The sequence below is a fragment of the Massilia sp. TWR1-2-2 genome (assembly GCF_049897565.1).
Taxonomy (GTDB): domain Bacteria; phylum Pseudomonadota; class Gammaproteobacteria; order Burkholderiales; family Burkholderiaceae_D; genus JAFCUW01.
The window spans coordinates 68,144-87,984 of the sequence record NZ_JAFCWM010000018.1 but is presented as its reverse complement, the minus strand read 5'-3'; the positions used below and the strand labels follow the sequence as shown (position 1 = coordinate 87,984).

20 protein-coding genes are annotated in these 19,841 nt (G+C 63.5%); 6 read left to right on the top strand and 14 right to left on the bottom strand.

All coding sequences use genetic code 11. The features are described from left to right. Positions 1-38: 38 nt before the first annotated feature. Entirely contained in the window at positions 39-758 is a 720-nt protein-coding gene (locus tag ACP7DD_RS17780) for a hypothetical protein (protein ID WP_426176125.1), read from the bottom strand. A gap of 206 nt (positions 759-964) precedes the next feature. On the opposite strand from ACP7DD_RS17780, the gene ACP7DD_RS17775 reads away from it, so the two are divergent. Then, complete coding sequence (locus ACP7DD_RS17775; protein WP_426176146.1) at positions 965-1,144, top strand: CsbD family protein; 180 nt, start codon at positions 965-967, stop codon at positions 1,142-1,144. A gap of 107 nt (positions 1,145-1,251) precedes the next feature. Here ACP7DD_RS17775 and ACP7DD_RS17770 read toward each other — a convergent pair whose 3' ends face one another. The 3 genes from ACP7DD_RS17770 to ACP7DD_RS17760 form a co-directional block, all read right to left on the bottom strand. Further along, entirely contained in the window at positions 1,252-3,459 is a 2,208-nt protein-coding gene (locus tag ACP7DD_RS17770) for a S9 family peptidase (protein WP_426176124.1), read from the bottom strand. A gap of 117 nt (positions 3,460-3,576) precedes the next feature. Then, positions 3,577-4,983 carry an MATE family efflux transporter gene (locus ACP7DD_RS17765; RefSeq protein WP_426176123.1) on the bottom strand — a complete coding sequence of 469 codons (1,407 nt, stop codon included), beginning with the start codon at positions 4,981-4,983 and terminating at the stop codon, positions 3,577-3,579. A gap of 164 nt (positions 4,984-5,147) precedes the next feature. Further along, positions 5,148-6,050: a c-type cytochrome gene (locus ACP7DD_RS17760; RefSeq protein ID WP_426176122.1), complete on the bottom strand. Its 903-nt coding sequence runs from the start codon at positions 6,048-6,050 to the stop codon at positions 5,148-5,150. 186 nt (positions 6,051-6,236) lie between these two features. On the opposite strand from ACP7DD_RS17760, the gene ACP7DD_RS17755 reads away from it, so the two are divergent. Beyond that, positions 6,237-7,163 (top strand): DnaJ C-terminal domain-containing protein, encoded by a 927-nt coding sequence (locus tag ACP7DD_RS17755; RefSeq protein WP_426176121.1) that lies wholly within the window; start codon positions 6,237-6,239, stop codon positions 7,161-7,163. Between the two features lie 3 nt (positions 7,164-7,166). Then, positions 7,167-7,481, top strand: a complete 315-nt coding sequence (locus ACP7DD_RS17750) for a MerR family transcriptional regulator (RefSeq protein ID WP_426176120.1) — start codon at positions 7,167-7,169, stop codon at positions 7,479-7,481. Between the two features lie 19 nt (positions 7,482-7,500). Here the strand turns inward: ACP7DD_RS17750 and ACP7DD_RS17745 are convergent, their stop codons facing one another. From ACP7DD_RS17745 to ACP7DD_RS17720, 6 genes are all read right to left on the bottom strand, one after another. Further along, a complete protein-coding gene (locus ACP7DD_RS17745; RefSeq protein WP_426176119.1) occupies positions 7,501-8,817 on the bottom strand; it encodes an acetate kinase in 1,317 nt (438 codons plus the stop codon). Between the two features lie 45 nt (positions 8,818-8,862). Next, complete coding sequence (locus tag ACP7DD_RS17740) at positions 8,863-9,405, bottom strand: hypothetical protein (protein ID WP_426176118.1); 543 nt, start codon at positions 9,403-9,405, stop codon at positions 8,863-8,865. Between the two features lie 12 nt (positions 9,406-9,417). After that, on the bottom strand, positions 9,418-10,068 hold the full coding sequence (locus tag ACP7DD_RS17735; RefSeq protein WP_426176117.1) for a C39 family peptidase: 651 nt from the start codon (positions 10,066-10,068) through the stop codon (positions 9,418-9,420). Between the two features lie 38 nt (positions 10,069-10,106). Further along, entirely contained in the window at positions 10,107-10,520 is a 414-nt protein-coding gene (locus tag ACP7DD_RS17730) for a hypothetical protein (RefSeq protein ID WP_426176116.1), read from the bottom strand. A 59-nt stretch (positions 10,521-10,579) separates the two neighbouring features. Further along, on the bottom strand, positions 10,580-12,526 hold the full coding sequence (locus tag ACP7DD_RS17725) for a hypothetical protein (protein WP_426176115.1): 1,947 nt from the start codon (positions 12,524-12,526) through the stop codon (positions 10,580-10,582). Between the two features lie 349 nt (positions 12,527-12,875). Further along, positions 12,876-14,207 (bottom strand): sigma 54-interacting transcriptional regulator, encoded by a 1,332-nt coding sequence (locus ACP7DD_RS17720; protein WP_426176114.1) that lies wholly within the window; start codon positions 14,205-14,207, stop codon positions 12,876-12,878. 253 nt (positions 14,208-14,460) lie between these two features. On the opposite strand from ACP7DD_RS17720, the gene ACP7DD_RS17715 reads away from it, so the two are divergent. Beyond that, positions 14,461-15,054, top strand: coding sequence for a type 1 glutamine amidotransferase domain-containing protein (locus ACP7DD_RS17715; RefSeq protein ID WP_426176113.1), 594 nt, complete (start codon positions 14,461-14,463; stop codon positions 15,052-15,054). Here the strand turns inward: ACP7DD_RS17715 and ACP7DD_RS17710 are convergent, their stop codons facing one another. Further along, entirely contained in the window at positions 15,055-16,074 is a 1,020-nt protein-coding gene (locus ACP7DD_RS17710; protein WP_426176145.1) for an RAD55 family ATPase, read from the bottom strand. It abuts the gene before it with no gap. 559 nt (positions 16,075-16,633) lie between these two features. Next, a complete protein-coding gene (locus tag ACP7DD_RS17705) occupies positions 16,634-17,011 on the bottom strand; it encodes a hypothetical protein (RefSeq protein WP_426176112.1) in 378 nt (125 codons plus the stop codon). Between the two features lie 87 nt (positions 17,012-17,098). Here ACP7DD_RS17705 and ACP7DD_RS17700 point away from each other — a divergent pair, with 87 nt between their 5' ends. Beyond that, positions 17,099-18,295 (top strand): sensor histidine kinase, encoded by a 1,197-nt coding sequence (locus ACP7DD_RS17700; protein WP_426176111.1) that lies wholly within the window; start codon positions 17,099-17,101, stop codon positions 18,293-18,295. 105 nt (positions 18,296-18,400) lie between these two features. Next, entirely contained in the window at positions 18,401-18,664 is a 264-nt protein-coding gene (locus ACP7DD_RS17695) for a hypothetical protein (protein ID WP_426176110.1), read from the top strand. A 153-nt stretch (positions 18,665-18,817) separates the two neighbouring features. On the opposite strand, the gene ACP7DD_RS17690 is transcribed toward ACP7DD_RS17695, so the two are convergent. Together ACP7DD_RS17690 and ACP7DD_RS17685 are read right to left on the bottom strand one after the other, a co-directional pair. Then, complete coding sequence (locus tag ACP7DD_RS17690) at positions 18,818-19,288, bottom strand: T6SS effector amidase Tae4 family protein (protein ID WP_426176109.1); 471 nt, start codon at positions 19,286-19,288, stop codon at positions 18,818-18,820. Beyond that, positions 19,285-19,776 carry a Rap1a/Tai family immunity protein gene (locus ACP7DD_RS17685; RefSeq protein ID WP_426176108.1) on the bottom strand — a complete coding sequence of 164 codons (492 nt, stop codon included), beginning with the start codon at positions 19,774-19,776 and terminating at the stop codon, positions 19,285-19,287. Before ACP7DD_RS17685 ends, ACP7DD_RS17690 begins: the two co-directional genes overlap by 4 nt. Positions 19,777-19,841 lie beyond the last annotated feature (65 nt).

Genomic DNA, 19,841 nt, shown 5'->3' with positions numbered 1-19,841 from the left:
CGATCCTGTCGCGGCTGTTTTTTTGCTGGACGCCATCGCTAGTAATTGCGTCCGCCAAGACTTTGCCCATCCGCGCGGCTGATGGTGAACTTGGCCCGGTTGCCAAGGGTTCCTCCCGCGCTCGCTTCAATGCAGTCGACTTCGCCGCCGATGTTGGCGCCTTCGGCATTGGTCTGCTTCGACGTGATGCAGAACAGGGTCACGCCCGCGTCTTCTTCCACCGACCAGCTGAATGCCGTCGAGCCCAGGCGCTGCCCGGTGACCTTGCAGCCGGCGTAGCCGTCGAGTACGAACAGGTCGCCCTGCTGGCCGACACTGGCCGCCGCCGGCAGCGCCGCGATCGCCCCGCGCGCCGGCGCGCAGGAGCCGTCGGTGCTGGCCTCGCCGATGAAAGTGTCGTTGGTGAAGTACAGCGCGCCGTTGGTCACGTTGGTGGCGCCGTTGATGGTGAAGCGCACCGACTGGTCGACCGTCTGGCCGCTCGATCCGGTCATGGCGAAAGTGGCGGTGGGCCCGGGCTTCATGTCGACCGCCAGTTCGTAGGCGCGCCCGTCGCTGCCTTTGCCTGCCATTTTCCAGCTGTGCGCCACGGTCAGGTAATCGCGCCACGCGGCCGCGACGTTGACCGTAGCGACCACCGGTCCGGGCGAGACCACTGGTGGCGGTGACGCGCCGCCGCCGCCGCCTCCACCGCCACAGGCCGCGAGTAGTGCGGCGCAGGCAGCGATCGGCAATGTCCATCTGGCCAAGTGGGTCATGACAACCTCCTATCGATTATGGGTATTGATCGTTAGAGCCAGCCGTTCGCGCCGTGACCGATGAGAATGAAGGTTGTTTGATATTTCGTAAGGTCGAGCCAATTGATGAGCTATGGTTCGCTTCCGCACAGACCGCCAGGCGCGCGGCGGATATTCTGGCTTCACTGCATGGCGATCCTGCCACGCGCTTTCCCAAGGAGCTCATCATGAACAAAGACCAAGTCAACGGCAAACTGCAAGACATCGGCGGCAAGATTCAAGAAGAAGCTGGCAAGCTGGTCGGTAGCACCGAGCAGCAGGCCAAAGGCCTGGCAAACCAGGTCGAAGGCAAGACGCAGGAAAAGTTCGGCGATGCCAAAGAAGTCATCAAGGACGCGACCAACTGATCTGGTCCCGCACCGGATAAGTGGTAGCAAATAGAAACAGCCGCGATATCGCGGCTGTTTCTATTTGTACTGCAGTTTTTCATACTGCAGTTTTTTTGCTGCGGCGTTTATGGCTGCAGGTTTTTCTTGAAGAAAGCCTCGATGGTGCCGTACACGTGGCGCTGGCCGGCGCGCGACGAAATGCCGTGCTTGGCGCCCGGATACGTCATCAGGTCGAACTTGATGTTGCGGTTGACCAGGCCATCGATCAGGCGCGTGGTGTTGGTAAACAACACGTTGTCGTCGGCCATGCCGTGCACCAGCAGCAGCGGCGACTTCAGGCCATCGAGGTGGGCGAACACGCCGCTTTTCTTGTAGGCCTCGGCGTCGGACTTTGGCGTGGCGCCGACGAACTGCTCGGTGTAGTGGGTGTCGTACAGTGCCCAGTCCGTCACTGGCGCAACCGACACGCCCATCGCGATCTTGTCGGACGCGGCCGACAGCAGGCGCAGGCTCATGAAGCCGCCGTAGCTCCAGCCGAACACGCCGATGCGCCTGGCGTCGACGAAGCTTTGCTTGCCGAGCCAGTCGATGCCGGTGAGCTGGTCCTCGACTTCGTGCTTGCCCAGTTCCTTGTAGATGACGTCGGTAAAGGCGCGCTCGCGGCGCGACGAACCGCGGTTGTCCAGGCGGAATACGACGAAGCCCTGCTGCGCCATGTACTGGTCGAACAGGTTGCCCCACTTGCGCGCCACGTGCTGCGCGTGCGGGCCGCCGTAGGTCGACAGGTAGACCGGATAACGCCTGGCCGGATTGAAGTTGCTCGGCTTGATGAGCGAGTAGTACAGCGCCTGGCCGTCGTTCGCTTTCAGGGTGCCGTATTCGGTGGCCAGGTGGTCCGCCTTGTACTTGCCGTACGGGTGCGTGTCGTTCAGTTCGTTCTGCTCGAGCCAGCCGACCATCGAGCCGTCCGGGCGGCGGATCGAGATCTGCGGCGGCGTCGACGGATCGGAGAAGGTGTCGACGAACACTTCGCCGTTGCGGGCGAACGTGGCGTCGTGCCAGCCGTCGGTCTTGGTGATGCGCACCGGCTTGGCGGCGTTGCTGCCGTCGAGCGCGAGCGAATAGATCTGCTTGTCGACGACATTGTCGCGGTTCGACGAGACGAACACGCGGCCGTTTTTCTCGTCGACCGCGGCGATCGCGTCGATGCCCCATTCGCCGCTCGACAGGGTGCGCAGCAGTTTGCCGTCCATGCTGTAGTGGTACAGGTGATTGCGGCCGCTGCGTTCCGACGTCCACAGGAAACCTTGCTTGTTTTTCAGGAAGCGCAGGTCGTCATGGATGCTGACCCAGGTAGTCGACGTTTCCGTCAACACGGTACGCTGCGCCAAGGTGGCGGCGTCGACGGATATCAGCTCGAGGCGCTTCTGGTCGCGCGTCTGGCGCTGGTACAGCAACTGCTTGCTGTCGGCGCTCCAGTCCGCGCGGACCAGGTAGATATCCTTGTCGGCGCCGATGTCGACCTTGCGCTGCACGCCGGTGGCCGGCGAGACGATCATCAGTTCGGCGATCACGTTCGGGTCGCCCGCGGCAGGGTAGCGCTGCTCGACGACGTCGGTGCGGTCGGCAAAGATCTCGAAGCGGCGCACCACCGGCACCTGCGCCTCGTCGAAGCGCTTGTAGGCGATGGCGGAGTCGTCCGGCGCCCAGTAGTAGCCGGTGCGCTGGCCCATTTCTTCCTGCGCCACGAATTCGGCTTCGCCGTTGTGGACCGTGCCCTTGCCGTCGGTCGTCAGCTGCTTCTCGGCGCCGGTGGTCAAGTCGATCACCACCAGGTTCTGGTTGCGCACGAACGACACGTAGCGGCCTTTCGGCGAGATCTTCGGATCGGCCACGTTGCCGGAAGCGACCTTGCGCGGCGCGTCAGGGCGGGCCGCGTCGATCAGGTACAGGTCGCCGCCGATCGGCACCAGCAGCTGCTTGCCGTCCGGCGACCAGCTGTACGTCAGGATGCCGTTCAGGCTGGCCGTGCGCGCGCGTTCGCGGCGGGCCTGCTCTTCGGGCGAAATCGATTCGTTCGGCACCAGCACTTTCGAGTCGACCAGGCGGCGCGCGGTCTGGTCTTTCATGTTGAATTCCCACAGGTCCAGCTGGAACTGGTTGTCGGCACGGCCGCGCAGGAACGTGATGCGTTCGCCGTCAGGCGACACGCGCAGGTTGCGCATGCCCGGTCCCGCCAGCGCCGGGTCGGCGTGGATACGGTCCAGTGTCAGCCGCTCGGCAGATGCGGGAACGGCCGACAATGCGGCTAAAAAACAGAGGATAAAACGCATGGATTGTCTCGAAGTGGAGGTTGAACTGGAACAACTCGGAGAAGATACCAGAGTCCATCGCAAAACGCTGTAATTACGGGCATCAAAATGCCCGCCGCGCAAACCTGACACCGGAGTTCAAGGGCGGCGCGCAACGCCCAGCACGCGCCGGTTGGCCAGCTTTTTCAGCGCCAGCGTCAGCAGGACGGCGGCGACCGTCAGCCCCAGCACCAGGCCGATCCAGAAGCCGTACACTTCCATCGGCGCGCGCGGCGCCCACGGCAGCCACGCCGGCGCCAGCCCGAGCACGACGCCCAGCGGCAGCGAGAAGATCCAGAACGCTACCAGCTGGATCACCATCGGCTGGCGCGTCACCTTGTAGCCGCGGATCGCGCTCGACGTCGCCACCTGGGTCGCGTCCGACAACTGGAACAGGGCGCCGAACAGCAGCAGCTGCACGCACAGTTCCTGCACCGCCGGGTCGGACGTATAGGCGCGCGCGATTTCCCATCGGAACAACGCGATGAACGCGGCCGAGACGACGCCAAACGCGATCGACATCCACACGCCGACCCACGACACGAAGCGCGCCTTGTGCGGATCGCCTTCGCCGAGCGACTGGCCGACCCGCGTGATCAGGGCGATGCCGAAGCTGAGCGGCACCATGAAGACCAGCGAGGAAAAATTGAGCGCGATCTGGTGCGCCGACACCTGCACCACGCCAAAGCGCGCCACGAGCAGGCTGATCGCGCCAAACGCACTCACTTCGGCAAAGTAGGTAACGCCGATCGGTACGCCAAGCCTGAGCATGCCGGCAATCTCGGGCCAGTTCGGCCACTCCCAGTGGGTGAACGGATAGGTCTGCTCGTAGGCGGGCGCGACCCGCACCCAGCCCACCATGGCGCCGAGCATCAGCCACATGCCGACCGCGGTTGCCACCGCGCAGCCGACCCCGCCCAGCTTCGGCATGCCAAGGTTGCCAAACACCAGCAGCCAGTTGACCACGATGTTGAACAGCAGCCCGACGATGGCGATGACCATCACCGGCTTGGTCTGGTTGATGCTGGTGGTGTAGCCATACAGCGCGCGGTAGCAGGCGAACGCCGGCATGCCGAGGCTGATCACGTGCACGAACATCGAGGCGCTGTCGTTGACGTCCTGGTCAAGGCCGATATGGTCAAACAGCAGCGTGGCCAGGTTGGCCGCAGCGCACGCGAGCAGGCCTACGCCGAGACCCTTCCACAGCGCCTGGCGCACCGAATGCGGAATCAGGTGGTGGTTGCCGGCGCCGATCTCGTGGGCGACGACGGTGTTAATCGCCATCATGACGCCCATCACCGTGACCAGCACGATCGACCATACCGATGCGCCGAGCGACACGGCGGCCAGTTCGGCGGCGCTGACGTGGCCGGTCATGGCGACGTCGGCCACGCCCATGCCGACGGTGGCGAGCTGGCCGACCAGCATCGGCCAGGACAGGCGCCACAGCGCTTTGACTTCGGTGACGACGGCGCAGTAGGAGGAGGGGGCGATGACGGTGAGCATGAAAGAAGCAGCGGACCAAACCGCTGATTCTACTTTATTTGCAAGATTGGTAGCAGTCGCGACAACACCGGGCCGATCGGCGCGTGCGGGCCCGGATCGAACTTGCACACCGCAACGCTACGAGCCGTCTTTCCCGCGCTGGCGCCGGAGTTGTACGCCAGGCGTCAGCGGTTGCCGAACGCCACTGGCGGCAAGCTCTTCAGATACACATACAGCGCGCGCAGGTCCGTCTCGTTCATTTCCTTGAATGAATTGATTGGCATCACCGGGCTGATGGCGCTGCCGTCCGGGCGCCGGCCGCTTTGCAGCGTGGCGATGAACACTTCCGGCGTCGGGTAGCGCGGCATCACGCTGCCTTTGCCCGGCGTCAGGTTGGCCGTGGCCGGCCAGGTCGGCGGGCCGCCCGGAATCTTGCCGCCGCTCAGGCGCGCGCCGTGGCAGCTGATGCAGGTATTGGCCACGTAGGCGCCGTGCTCGACAGAGATGGCGGCCGCCACCGGTTGCGCCGGCGGCAGTGCATGGTCGATCTTTTCGGCCGCGTCCTTGACTACCCCGAACGCATACAGCACCTTGACTGCGGTCGGCAGCTGCACCACCGGGGTGCTGCCGGCGACCGGCGGCAACGACTTGGCGTAGGCGATCAATGCCGCCATGTCGTCGTCGGTGAGGCGGTTGTAGTCTTCGCTCGGCATGATCATGATCGGGTTGCCGCTCGGCTTGACGCCGTGGCGAACGGTGCGCACCCAGTCCTCGATGCGGTACTCGGCGGTGACGCTGTTGGCGCCGGCGGTGATGTTGGGCGAGATCACCAGCATCGGCCCTTCCTTGAGCACCGTCATGCCGCCGCCGTTGGCGCCATGGCAGTCGGCGCAGCCGCGGGTGGTAAACAGGTAGCGGCCATGGTCGATCGTGGCCGCGTCAGAGCGCATCGTCACCGGCGCGACCGTCAGCGCGATCTTGCGGGCCACCTTGCGCTCGCCTTCCGCCTTGCCGCCCACGACGGTGCCAACGCCGATCAGCGCGAGCGATACCAGCACGAAGCTGGTGCGTTTCACCCACTTGTTCATGTCAAGTTCCTTTTTTGAACGGACTGGCCGCCGCTGTAATTTATCATCCTGGCAAGGCCTCTGATACCAGAAAATCAAGAAGTCGGTGGGTTCTTATAACGAATTGATCAAGCTTTGACGCAAGCCGTGCGCCCGCGGACCGCACCGCGCAGTACGATGAAAGAAAAGCTGCGCGGGAGCCAATTCGTGGAATACAAGGACTATTACCGGGCCCTCGGGGTCGACAAGAGCGCCTCGGCCGACGACATCAAGAAGGCCTACCGCAAGCTCGTGCGCAAGTATCATCCCGACGTCAGCAAGTCCAAGGATGCCGACGCCAAGACCAAGGAAATCAACGAGGCCTACGGCGTGCTGGGCGACCCGGAAAAGCGCGCTGCCTACGACGAACTGGGCAGCGGTCGCGGCCCTGGCCAGGAATTCCGGCCGCCGCCCGACTGGGCCTCTTCCCATGGCGGGGCCGACATGGACAGCGATTTCTTCTCCGACCTGTTCGCCCATGTCGGCCGGCGCTCGCGCGCCGGCGCGCGCGGCGGCGGCTACCAGATGCGCGGCGTAGACATTCACGCCAGCATCGGCATCGACCTGGCCGACGCCTACCACGGCGCCACCCGCACCGTGACGATGCGTGCGCCGCCGCGCGATGCCGCCGGCCGACTCGTCAGCACCGACAAGCAGCTCAACGTTAACATTCCGAAAGGCGTGCTGCCGGGCCAGCAGCTGCGCCTGGCAGGGCAGGGCCATGCCGGCATCGGCGGCGGCCCGCCGGGCGACCTGTTCCTTGAAATCGGCCTGACCCCGGACGCGCGCTACCGGGTCGAAGGCAGCAGCGTGTACGAATCGGTGCCGGTGGCGCCATGGGAAGCGGCGCTCGGCGCCCACATCACCGTGCCGACGCCGTCCGGCGAGGTCGAGGTCAAGGTGCCGATCAATTCGCAGACCGGGCGCAAGCTGCGCCTGAAGGCGCGCGGAATTCCGGCCAACCCGCCCGGCGACCTGTACCTGGTGCTCGACGTCGTGCTGCCGCCGGCCGACAACGACAGGGCGCGCCAGCTATACGAAACCATGGCGCGCGAATTCGGATCGTTCAATCCGCGCGCAAGAACAGGAGGCTGATGAATGGCGCTTGACAATTCCGTCAGCGGCGTACTGATCGACCAGGTCGCGCTCGGCGTCGAGGAACTGGCGCGCGCCTGCGACGTCGAAGCTGAGTGGGTCGTGCGCCATGTGCGCGCCGGCGTGCTCGGCGGCGACATCGACGCGTCGGCGCCTGAACGGTTGCAATTCGGCAGCGCCGACCTGGTGCGCGCGCGCCGGCTGCTCAGCCTCGAAAGCGTGTTCGACGCCAACGAGGACATCGCCGCGCTGGTGCTCGACCTTGGCGACGAAATCCATCGCCTGCGCGCGCGCCTGCGGGTGCTGGGCGCCGAGTAGTAGCATACGCTACTACAAGTTAGAAATTCATCGGCACCCGTACCGACAGCGACACGTCCGGTGTGTCGCGTGTGACGCCGGCACCGATTGACACGTTCAGCGTGCGCTTGTCGCTGAGGCGGTACGAATAACCGATCAGCAAGGTGCCGAGCTGGGTGCGTACCGAGCCTGGCACCGGTGCGCCGCTCTGGCGCATGCGCGCGATCGTACTATGATCATAGCCGAGGCTGAGCGAGGTTTTCTCGTTGAGCGCCAGGCCCATGCCGAAATTGAAGCCGATCACACCGCCCGGTTCCAGCTCGCCGATCGGTTCGCGCACGCCCCCGAGAATGAGCCGGCTGACGTTGCTGCGCTTGATGGTATGGATGTAACTGACGCTGCCGAAGAAAATTGCCGGATCGGACGGAAACAGCCAGGTCAGGCTGGGCTGCAGTGAGTAGAAGCCTGAGCCGGTCGGCAGCTCCAGCGGCAGGCCGGTGCCGGTGACATTCTCGCCGATGCAGCGCTTGGTGCAGTCGGTAACGACGTCGAAAGGATCGCGCCCGGTGCGTGACTTCAGACGCAAGCCACCAAGGTAATACGGTTTGTTGGCGCCGCCGTCATTGAGCTGGTAGCGCGCCGCAAGCTCGACATCGCCGAGCGCCTTGCCAGACGTATCGAATGCTCGCTCTACCGCGGTGCCGGTGAATATTTCGCGGCTGACCGTCGCGTCCGAACGATACACATACGGCACCTTTACTTCCACTTCCAGCCGGTTCGACAGACCGGTGCGCCCGCTCAGCGACGCGGTGAACGTGTTGCGCTTGATTTCGCGAACGTCGATCAGGCCGATCAGCAGGGCGGGGATGATGGTGTAGCCAACCAGCGCGACCCGGTTGCTCGACGAGTAGCCAAATTGCAGCGCGGGCTCCAGCACGTATTTCCCCTTCTGGGTCAGCACGCCGGGCTGCTCGAACAGCGGTGCGATTTCGGGCGGGCGGCCATCCTTGGCTGGCGCCTTGCCGACCGCTTGCTGCGCGCTTTGCATCTGTACTTGCGCCTGACCTTGTGCCTCGCCCTGGGCCTGGGCGGCACTGCCCGGACCCGTGCCGCGCTGGCTGGCCAGCAGTTCGGCTGAACCGCGCTGCATCGCGCGCAGCTGCTCGCGCTGAACGCGCATTTCGCCGGACAACTGTTCGACCAGGCGACGCTGGTCGTCAAGGGCACTCTGTAATTTCTTCAGCGCTTCTTCAATCTGTTGCATGCTCTGACCGGCCTGTTGGGCAAACACCGGCGGCGCAAGCAGCAGCGCCGTCAGGCCGGCGCCGCCGAGTCGTGCTACGATTTTTCCATGCATCAGTCTCTCCTGTCTCGACACAAAACTATTCCGCACCGGCCTACCCTAGTGCGTCCCGATCGCCCTGACGGCGGCTTCTCGCATCCCGGCTTGGAAATGCATATCCTTCAGCAGCGACGCGCTGTTGACGGTCGAACTTATCGTCGTCTGGCTGTTGATCGACTGGCCATCGAGCGTGTTCTGCACGAAGGTGCCGCCGCCGGCAAGCGCATCGCCGACGGCGAAATTGTTGGCGCCGTTCTGCACCAGCCTGGCGGAGCTCAACGCGTCATGCGCCTGGCTTGCCTCGGCGCCCGTGATGCTGCGCACACTGGCAATCTGAAAATTGGTGTGGGCGACGACTGCGCCATTGATCGATACCAGCCGCTCGATGCCGAGCGAGACGGTAAGGCCGCCGGGCGCAAGGAAGCCGCCGCGCATCGAGTCGAGCGCAATGGCGTCGACCCTGCGCCAGCCGTCCGGCGCCGCGCAGATGACTTCCAGGTCCAGCGCGCGGGCTGTCAGTTGCGGCGTCGGCGCTTGCTCATTGGCCGTCGCCGTCATGCACGCCATGGCCAACAGCAGCACCGGCGTTGATCGATAACGCATGGCAAACTCCTTCTAAAAATCGCCTGGCCCAAATTTAGGCAGGCCGACGTGATCGAGGCTGGCGCGAGCGAGGCCTTCCGCCAGCGGCGCCATCGGCGCCAACCGCCAGTCGGAACTGCGGTTGAACCCCACCTCACCCTTGTAACCGTGAATGACGAACAACAGCTTGCTGGTCCACATCTGGCGGAACTGCTCGATCGGCACCGAACGCGCGCCGCTCGACGGGTCGCCCAGCAGGACCCGGCCATCGGCAAGGCCCTTGATGACCACGAAATGGTTGTATCCCTTGTCCGCCACCAGGACGATCGCGGGCAATTTCGATTCCGCCAGTTTCTCGAGCGGTAATTCAAAACCGTCGGCGGGCAAGCCACGGGTGGCGAGGAAACGCTGCATGTCGAGCAGAGAAAAGCCTTGCTGGCGAATCTTGGCCTGATCGCCGTTCTGGTACATCTGTTCGAACGCTTCCTGTTCGGATACGCGCATGCCGTAATGATGGGTAAGCAAAGTCGCCAGCGCGGCCGAGCCGCAACTGAAATCGTATTGCTGGCGTACCGTCGCGTCGAAGCGCACCTGCTTGAGCGTTTTTAACGGCACCACCATCCTGATCCCCGACGCTCCCGCCAGTTCGATCGCGTGCGCAGCCTGGGGTGGCAGGGCCAGCATCGACGTCAGGCACAGCGTCAGGCATTGCTTTTTGATTATCATCGTAGCTGCAAATTGATCACGGTGGCGTTCTGGATGAGGACGTTCGCACCGGTGTTTTGAATGACCATCGGCAGGCCGCTCATGTTGGCAAACGAACCGCTGTCGATCGTGTTGTTTCCGCTCGAGACATTGGTCGCTGTGTTGTTCGTCACGGTCGCGTTCAGCCGCGCGTCGCTGATCGCGGTAGCGGTGTCGGCGCCGCCGCGCGAACTGGCCAGTTGCGCCGATTTCAGCGGCGCACCCAGTCCCGGCACCGCACGGCTTGCTTCTTCCAACGGCGGCGCACTCACTGCGGGCGCTGCCGACGCCGGTGGGTCAGCGCTGGTCCGGGCCGGTGCCTGCGCCATCGCATGGGCGCTGGCGCAGGCCAGGCCGCCAACGAGGGTCATCCTCATCAAAAACTGGTTCATCTGCTCTCCCTGCTCGAAAAAGCACCGCCATGCCGGCTTCGGCATGGCGGTGAAAGGGCTTAGCGACTGCCCACCGCGAGGTTGGCCTGGACGTTGACGCTTTGCTGGACCAGGGACGAGATGCCGCTGTTCTGGCTCATGACCATGATGCCGGCGGCCGACTGGGCCGCGCCACTCATCGCGTTGGACATGTCGAACGCGCCGGTGGTGATCGAGTTGGTGCCGCCAGCACCGCCGCTGCCTGCGCCGCCTGCGCCGCCATTGCCAATTCCGGCAGTATTGGAGCCTGCTGCGCCGCCCATGCCGCCGGTGTTGGTGCCGCCTGCACCACCGGCGCCGCCGGCACCGCCGCTTGCCGCGCCGCTCGTGCTGGTGCCGCCGGTTGCGGTACCGCCAGTGGCCGCGCCACCCGTGGCGCCGGCGCCGCCGGTATTCGAGGCCATGCCGCTGGTGCCGCCTGCGCCGCCGTTGCCAGCCGTAGCGCCGGCGCCGCCTGTTGCAGTGCCGCCCGAGCCTGCGCCCGCCGTTGCCGTGCCGCCACCAGCCGCGCCACCGGTCGAGGTACCGCCGGTTGCGGCGCCCGCCGTTGCTGTGCCACCCGAACCGCCACCGGCAGTTGCCGTACCGCTGGCGCCGGAGCCGCCGCCGCCGCCTGCGCCACCGCTGCCGCTAGCGCCGGCGCCGCCGGTGCTGGTCAGGGTGCCGCCCGCGCCGCCTGCGCCGCTCGTTGCCGTGCCGCCTGCCGCGCCTGCCCCAGCCGTGTTGCTGACGCCGCCACCGGTGCCGCCAGCCCCGCCGCTGCCTGCGCTTGCGCCTGCGCCGCCCATCCCCGCGGTCGAGTTGCCTGCGGTGGCGCTATTGGCGCCGCTGGTGCCGGCACCGCCCGTGCTGGTGCCGCCCGCGCCGCTCGTCGCGGTGCCGGCGCCGGCGCCGCGCTCACGCGACATCGCTGTGCTGGCGCCAGCCATCGCGTCGCCGCCACCGGCGCCGTTCGATGCCGTCTGGCCCGAACCGGTCGAACCGCCACCAGCGCCGCCACCACCGCCAGCACCGCCCGCGCCGCCGGCTTGGCCGGTACCTGCCGTTGCTGCGCCGATGCGGCCGCCGTCACCGCCATCGGCACCGCGTGCATTGCCCGTGCGTGCGCCATTCGCCCCGTCGAGAGGTCCGGCGACGCCGCCTGCGCCGCCGGTGGCGTCGCCGCCGCGGGCGCCGCGCGCGCCGGCGCCGCCGGTGCCGGTGGCGTCGCCGCCATCGCCGCCGGTGCCGCGCGCCAGGCCGCCGTCGCCGCTGGTCGTCCCGCTGGCCCCACCGGCGCCGCCGTTGGCGTTGGCGTTGCCGCCGTCACCACCGGTGCCGCGCGCCAAGCCGCCTGCGCCGCCATCGCCGCCGGCGCCACCGGCGCCGACCCTGCCGCTGGTCGCATCGCGCGCCGCGCCGCCGTTACCGCCGTCGCCGCCATTCGCGGCGCCGACCCGCACGGTGCCGTTCGACGCCGCGCCCGACGTGGCGTCGCCGCCTTCAGATCCGGACGATGCGTTGGCGCCGCTGGCGCGGGCGCCGTCGCCGCCGCGTGCCCCTTCCGCGCTGCCGCCGGTACCGACACCGCCTCTGGCGCCGTTGCCGGCGCCGCCGTTGGCGTTGCCCGAATTGGTGGCGACGTTACCGATATTGGTGACGTTGTTGCCGCCGACCGAACCATTCAGCGTGCTGGTCGCTGTTGCCGTGTTGGCGTTGAATGAATCGGAAAAATTGGCCGTGGCGGTGCTGCCGTTGTTGGCCGCTGCAGATCCTGCTGCAGTGGCGCGGGCGTTCCCGGTACTGTTGTTCTGGCCGCTGGAATCATCCTGCGACGAGTTGTTGTCGGTCGATGAGACCGTCGTCGTGGCGGTTTGCGTGTTATTGCCACCAACCCGGCGCACCGTGTTCTCTGGGTCGCTCGACTGTGCTTGTGCCGTGATACTGAAGGCCATCAAAAGCGCCGCTGCAATGGTAGTCCGTTTCATGAATATCCCCTCCAGTTGAGAATTCTTTAAGAAAGATTGCGACCGGCATATTTATGCCGGACAAGAGAGGGATAGCAATAACGGTGCCAAGAACAGGTCCTGTTTGCAAGTGATTGATTTTCCAAGCGGAAGATATTCCGCTCGTGTTCGCTTCAACATTAGATTGCCGGATGTCAAACGAGGGCGTGAAGAAGTGTCACAGGGCTGTTACAGTGTGCGGAAAATAGCGGCAGGTTTGCCTATCCAGCGTGGGTAATCCGCGTTGCGGCGAGTGGCAGCGTGCTTGGCTTTGGGGAAAGTGTAACTGCGGCGTTACAACCGGTTACAACTGCGAGGCGCGCGCGTGTCGTCAGACGCTGATGTTGTATTTGGCGAGCAGGCGATACAGAGTCATGCGCGACACGCCCAAGTCTTTCGCTGCATGAGTGACGTTCTTGCCGGCGTTCGCCAGACTGACGCAAATGGCGTCACGCTCGGCGCGCAGGCGCGATTGCCCCAGCGCGTCGCCGTGGAAAGCGGACGTTTCGCCAGCAAGGTTGAGGTCGGCAGGGGTGATCAGCCGGCCATCGGCGAGCACCATCGCGCGCCGGATGCAATTGATCAGCTCACGCACGTTGCCCGGCCAGTCATGCTGCTCCATGGCGCGCATTGCCTTGCTGCTGAATCCCTTTACGTGCGCGCCTTTTTCGGCCGAATATGCACGGAAGAAGTGCTCGGCCAGCAACGGCAGATCTGACTTGCGCTCTCTCAGCGGGGGGACCTCGATCGGCAAGACGTTCAAGCGGTAGTACAAATCTTCGCGGAACTGGCCCTGCGCGACCGCGTTTTTCAAGTTAACGTGTGATGCCGCGATGACACGTGCGTCGACTGCGATTTCGCGCGTGGCGCCGATGCGCGTGATGGTGCGTTCCTGCAGGAATCGCAGCAGATTTGACTGAATATCTTTCGGCAGGTCCCCGATTTCATCGAGGAAGATGGTACCGCCGGCAGCCGATTCGATCAGGCCTGCCTTTTCCTTGGCGGCGCCGGTAAATGAGCCGCGCTCGTAGCCGAACAGCTCGGACTGAATCAGGCCCGGCGGCAGGGCGCCGCAATTGATGGGGACAAACGGACCGCGGGCGTGCGGCGAATTGGCGTGAATGGCGTGCGCGGCCAGTTCCTTGCCGCTGCCACTCTCACCCCAGATCAACACCGGCGCATTGACCGGAGCAACCTTGCGTATCTGCACGCGCAACGCGTTGATGGCCGCCGAGTCGCCCTGAATTGATTGAAAACCGCTGGCGCTGGCCTGATCAATTGGGCGCTCGCGCAGCATCGCCCATCCGTGCGCATGGCCAAGAGTGTGATGCAAACGAGCGTGGTCAAGCGGCAGCGTATGGAAATCGCACAAGTGGTCCACCATCAGCGCGCGCGATTCGGGGGCATCGAGCACGCTGCGCTCGATGACGCCGACCCATTGAACGTTACAGTGGCGGCGCAAGAATTGATCCGACTCTGCCGCCGTGGCAGTGTCGATACAATCCAAGAGCAACCCGACCAGGTAACGCTGCGTTTGCAGTACACGGTTAGCCTCATGCAAGCTTGAAATGACGCACACATCCCAGCCGCTAAGAGGTCCGCATGTGTCGCGCACCGCGTTTCCGCCTTTGGTCGAGATGCAGATTAAACGCTTTACCGCCATTGTCGGCTTTCGTTGGGTGGGGCGCTCGCAAAGGCGCGGACGCCGTCCGCACCTACCCTGCATATTATTCTAGGCTTTTTGCATAGCATTGTGTACACGGACGAGCTGCTTTTTTTCGCCAGCGGGATGTTTCGGCACAGTTACTACCGCGCATTTGCTCATCGATCTGCAGCGCGCGGGCGCCGCCCGCGCGCGCCGAAGACAATCCAAACACACTATGATTGAACCGTGAAAGACGAAACCGGGAGAGGCAATGGAGCACGATCGGATCAATGACCAGCCCCTGAAGGGCAAGCGCGTGGCCGTACTGATGACCGATGGCGTCGAGCAGATCGAGTACACGTCGCCGCGCGAGTTTCTGGAGAAAAATGGCGCCGAGGTGGTGTTGCTGTCGCCGAAAAACGACGGCGACGCGATCCAGGGCTTCAATCACGTGACGCCGGGCGACAAATTTACGGTCGAGAAAAACATCACCGACGCCAAGACAGGCGATTACGACGGCCTGGTGCTGCCTGGCGGCGTGGCCAATCCAGACATGCTCCGGCTCAGTCCGGAATCGATTACCTTCATTCGCGACTTCGCCGAGTCCGACAAGCCGATGGCGGCGATCTGCCACGGCCCGTGGACACTGATCGACGCCGGCGTGGCGATGTCGAAACACATGACCAGCTGGCCCAGCCTGCAGCAAGACCTGCGCAACGCCGGCGCCGAGTGGACCGACGACGAAGTGGTCGTCGACGGCCGGCTGATCACCAGCCGCAAGCCGGACGACTTGCCGGCGTTCAACGACGCTCTGCGGAAGGAACTGCTGGGCTGCGGCGAGGATGACACCGTGCCGTCGTCGTGACTACGCCAGCGCTTCGCCGATATCGATGCGGCCATCGACGATGTCGTAGTAGCGCATCTGCTGGCTGTGGCTGCTGCCGCGTACCTTGAGCACGGCAATGGCACGGCGGCGTTGGCCTGCCACTTCAACGTGACGCTGCGTGACGATGGCGTCGGCCAGGAAGCCGGCGGCGCCGTCCTCGGCTCCGCTTGGCATCATCACGGTGACGCCGACGGCCTTGAGCACCTTGACCATCCGGCGCAGCGCCTGGCCAATGTCATCGGTCGGCGCAAGCGCCAATGCGGACAGTGAGTCGATGACGACCCGGGTCGATTTTTTTTCGGCGATCAGCGTGACCAGGTCATGCAGGAATTCGTCGAACGACACGTCCTGCAAGCGCGGATGGCAAACGCCGATGTTGCCGTCCAAGACGAGCTGGTGCAGCCGCGGGTTGTAGTCGGTGTCGAAGGTGGCGAGGATGCCGTTGCCGCCGGCGCGCACGCCCTCGACCAGGAACTCTGACGCCAGCACCGACTTGCCCACGCCGGACGGCCCCGCCAGCAGCGGCGCATAACCCTTCGGCACGCCGCCGCCGAGCATCGCATCGAGCCCGGGCACGCCGCTCGCCAGGCGCACGGCAGTCGAGCCGGGCCGCGGCGCATCGGCGCCGGCCGGCGCCGTCATTGGAAGCACCCTGACGCCGGCGTTGTCGATGCGGAAGCTGCACGCGCCGAGGTCATGCGCTGCGTTGCGCATCTTCAGGATCTGGATCTGGCGCGCCATGGTGTTGCCGCGCGACTGCTGCGACAGCCAGATGATGCCGTCCGCGACTGTGAACAGCGCACCGGGTCCGTCCTCGGGCATTGCGAACTCGGCGATAAGGAACGTGGTGGCCAGCCAGCTGATCATTTGCATGCCCAGTTGCTGGATAAAGAACTGCAAGGCGGCGGCGCCTTCGCTATCGGGCTGTGCCGAGCGCATGATGGAGCGGAACGAATCGACGAATACCAGGCTCGGCGAAAAATCCTGGACTTCGTCGATAATGCGCGCGATGACGCGGTCGAAATTGCCGTCGACCAGGTCGGCGGCCAGGTTGACGAACTTGACCGACGTGTCGAGCTTGTCGAAATCGAAGAACTCTTACTGCTGCTGGTAGCGCAGCATCTTCAGGGGCGGTTCGCCCATCACGGTAAAGAACAGGGCGCTGCAGGCGGGATTGGCCATGCCGAACAGCATCTGGTGCGCCAGCGTCGTCTTGGCCGCTGCCGGCGTTGCCGGCGATTAGGTTCAACGACAGTTCGGGCACCCCGGAGCCCATCAGTTCGTCTAGGCCTGGAACGCCCGTGCTGAGCCGGCCGATTCCGACGCGATCCCCATCTTGGTGCTCCGGTTAATTGTTTTGCGCTTCGGCGCGGCGCAGTGCCGCGTGCAGGGTCGACATCGTCAGATGGTCGCCGATCAGCAGCGTCAGGCAGTCGATCAACGTGTTGTATTTCGCTCATACCAACGTCTCCGATGCACGCGCGGTTTTTGCAACTGTCGTCGACAACGTCCGTTTAGCGCGGGTACCGCACGGACGGCCCTTCCAACCCTGCTGGCATCAGGCAGCGCCGCCCAGCAAGGCTCGTTTGTATTTGCAAAAAGGTATCGACAAAACGTAACTACGGGTTAAACTTAAAACATATGCCGCTTGCATCGACGCCATGATTTCGGTCATTTGCGGCCTACTAAGGTTTGACCGATGAGTGACATCCTTTCCAAACTGGCTTGGTACGCGCCCGAGACTTTTGCGGCTGCGTTTTGCCTGAAAATGCAAGTCAGCAATATTTGTGGTGCGATGGAAGCGACGATTTCGACGTGCCAAGCCCCATTCATCCAACAACCGCCGCGGGTAAGCGCCCGACGTTATTGAAGTTCCAGAACCACCAAGCCGCATTGCCTGATAGACGAGACGAGAAGCGGCGGAGGCGAATGCCATGCAAAAGCAGGCGCAGATTGTAGTCACGTATGAGGCCTGCTCTCTTACATGCGACCGCGCGGGTTCGGACTCACCTTGAGGTGTGAAGTGTCCCAAGTCCGTCTTGCAAACTTTATCGAACAGAATCTCGAATCAATTCTGCAGTGCTGGGAGGGCTTCGCTTGCAGTATCGAGCCGCGGGCTTTAGCGATGGATGACAGAGAACTTCGCGATCACGCAAAGCTATTGCTTGAGGTGATCGCCAAGGATCTGACAGTGCCGCAGACTGACCAAGAGCGCGTGCACCAATCGAAAAAAGTGACAGACCATAGGTTCAATGTCGCAATCGCCGAGGCGCATGCAGAATCGAGGCTATTATCTGGCAGCACGTTCATTCAACTTGTTTCTGAATTCAGCGCATTGCGATCGAGCGTACTGACGTTATGGGCTGCATACCCTCAGCAGAATAGCGCCACGTCCATGGTCGATATCACGCGCTTTAACGAGGCGGTGGACCAGTCGCTGGCAGAATCGATCGCCAAGTATGAGGAGATGGTCTCAAAGAGCCAGAACATGTTTCTTGCGATCCTCGGGCATGACTTGCGCAACCCTTTGGGCACCATCACAACAGCGAGCAGTTTCTTGATGCAGGCCGGCGATCTACCGGCGAAGTACGTGCTGATTGCAACCAAAATGTTCAACGGCGCCCAGCGAATGAGTCGGCTTATTAATGACCTCATCGACTTCACTCGGACGCGTTTGGGGCCCGGCATCCCCGTCAATGTTCATACCGCGAATTTGTCGCGGGTGTGTGGCGACGTGGTTGACGAATTGCGGACATTTCATCCGGGACAGTTGATTGACTTACGGATGCCGCCCCGCCTCGAAGCCGTGTTCGACGAGCCCCGCATCGCGCAAGCATTGTCAAACTTGATCGGCAACGCCATTCAATACGGCGACCATGGGAAGCAGGTAATTGTCACCTTGAGCAGCCAAGGGCCCAACGCCGTCATCGCGGTAAATAATCGCGGCCAGACTATTGCGCGAAATGATATGACCGCGATCTTCGATCCGTTCGTTCGCGTCGCATGCACTCCTGGGCAGGGCGCAACAGAACGCAGCAGCCTCGGGATTGGGTTGTTTATCGCACGCCAAATTGCGCGCGCACACAATGGCGACTTGCAGGTCACGTCGACTGATTGCGAAGGAACGACTTTTACGTTGACGTTGCCCCATGGCTCGGCTTCATCCGATTCAAACTTTAGTAACACCGTTACGCCAACATGCGCCCCGCACCAACGGTAGCCATGATCGGGCTGAATTTTTAAAACATACGCCAGGCGTTGTAGGATTGTTTGCGCATGACAGCTTCTAGCCGATCCCACTCGCTCGCCATGACGGGCGATACCGGTGTCGACGCTGCCTGGCAGGGCGGTCTACGGGGTTGAGTTTGCCAGCAATTTCGCGCCCGTCAGTGGTGACATGTTTTTTCTTTCGCCTAAGCGAGTGTGGATGCGCCGTCGGTTATCGGTGTGTTATCTGGTGCCGAAGTTGGTGCAGGGGAGTTGCGCTCGGCCCGGCGTGGCCGATGCGGGCAATGATTGGCAGCTGTCGATGCGCACGCCGAAGCAGGTGGTGTATGTGTTGGTGGCGCCTTGGCAGGGCCAGGGTTGAAACGTTACGCCGTTGGAGGCACCCAGGTGCGCCTCCAGCGGCGTTGGACGTCGATTACTTCTGCTTGCGGCGGCGGTGCTGTTACCCTAAGAGTTACCGCACAGACGCGCTGTCTCTCATCGGTCGTGCTCATCTGGGGCGGCACCTGAGTAACTATTCTAGCGGCCAGAACCAGATTTCTGAAGCGCTGAAATAGCAACTCCGTGCGCATTCGTGAAATCCGTTAATGCCGGGCCAAATCAAGTCTATGTGACCACCGTCCGCTGGGCCTCCGCCGTGGATGCGGAAGAATGAAACAACTCCGCTGCGCTTTCCGATGCCGTCTCGTGCGGAGAGCTTTCCTTTGTAATCCTCCGGCTTTCCCCACGTGCGCTTGAGGATCAGCGACAGTTTGCCTTGACCGGGCTCGATGTACCTGACCTCGAGCATCCCTGCGGTTGCCTTCATTCTCGCCTTCGGCAGTGACATCCCGGAAGCCAGCAACGCCACGCTCATGCGAATTGCGCATGTGTCGCGATAGGCCGGCTTGCTGACCAGGTCGGTCCAGCCAATGTCGGCGAACAGGGCTTCTTGTAGCGTGTTTCGAGGGTAGTGTTGGCGCAGGGCTATGAAGGAAGGCTTCATTGCCTGCCTCCAGCTGGACGGCAGGGGTATTTTCGGTGAAGCAGGTCGAGCAGCAGTAGCGAGGCGTTTTTCTTGCGCTCGGCTGGAGCCATTTTGGCGATTTCATGCGCCAGGTCGTAAGCCATGTCCGCCGTTTTAAGTACGTTGACGTCGCACCATACTCGGCCCTCGCCTGAATCGCGGGCCCCGTCGAGATAGCTGTAAGCCTTTTCGCGGTCCATGTATTGCACCGAGTTCAGCTCCGCCGGGTGGGACATCATTCGAACGAACTGATCGCCGCTCAGCGAGTAGGCGTATGGCGCGGCGACCGCGGCAGCAGGCAATGCGGAGGACGCGATGGCCAGTGCGAGAATGGCCACCGAAGGATACTTTGCGGGGCAGAACCCAGCGGTCACTTTCTCAGGCCGGCTGCGCAGATGGGGCGGCCTGCCGAGATCCAGCGAACTTTCCAATCCCATGATGCCCTCCCGTGGTAGCGAAGCAGACATGGTGTCAGAGTAGAGTGCAGGCAACTTGGCTCATGTCAACAGTCCAGACGACTGACTCGAATGAG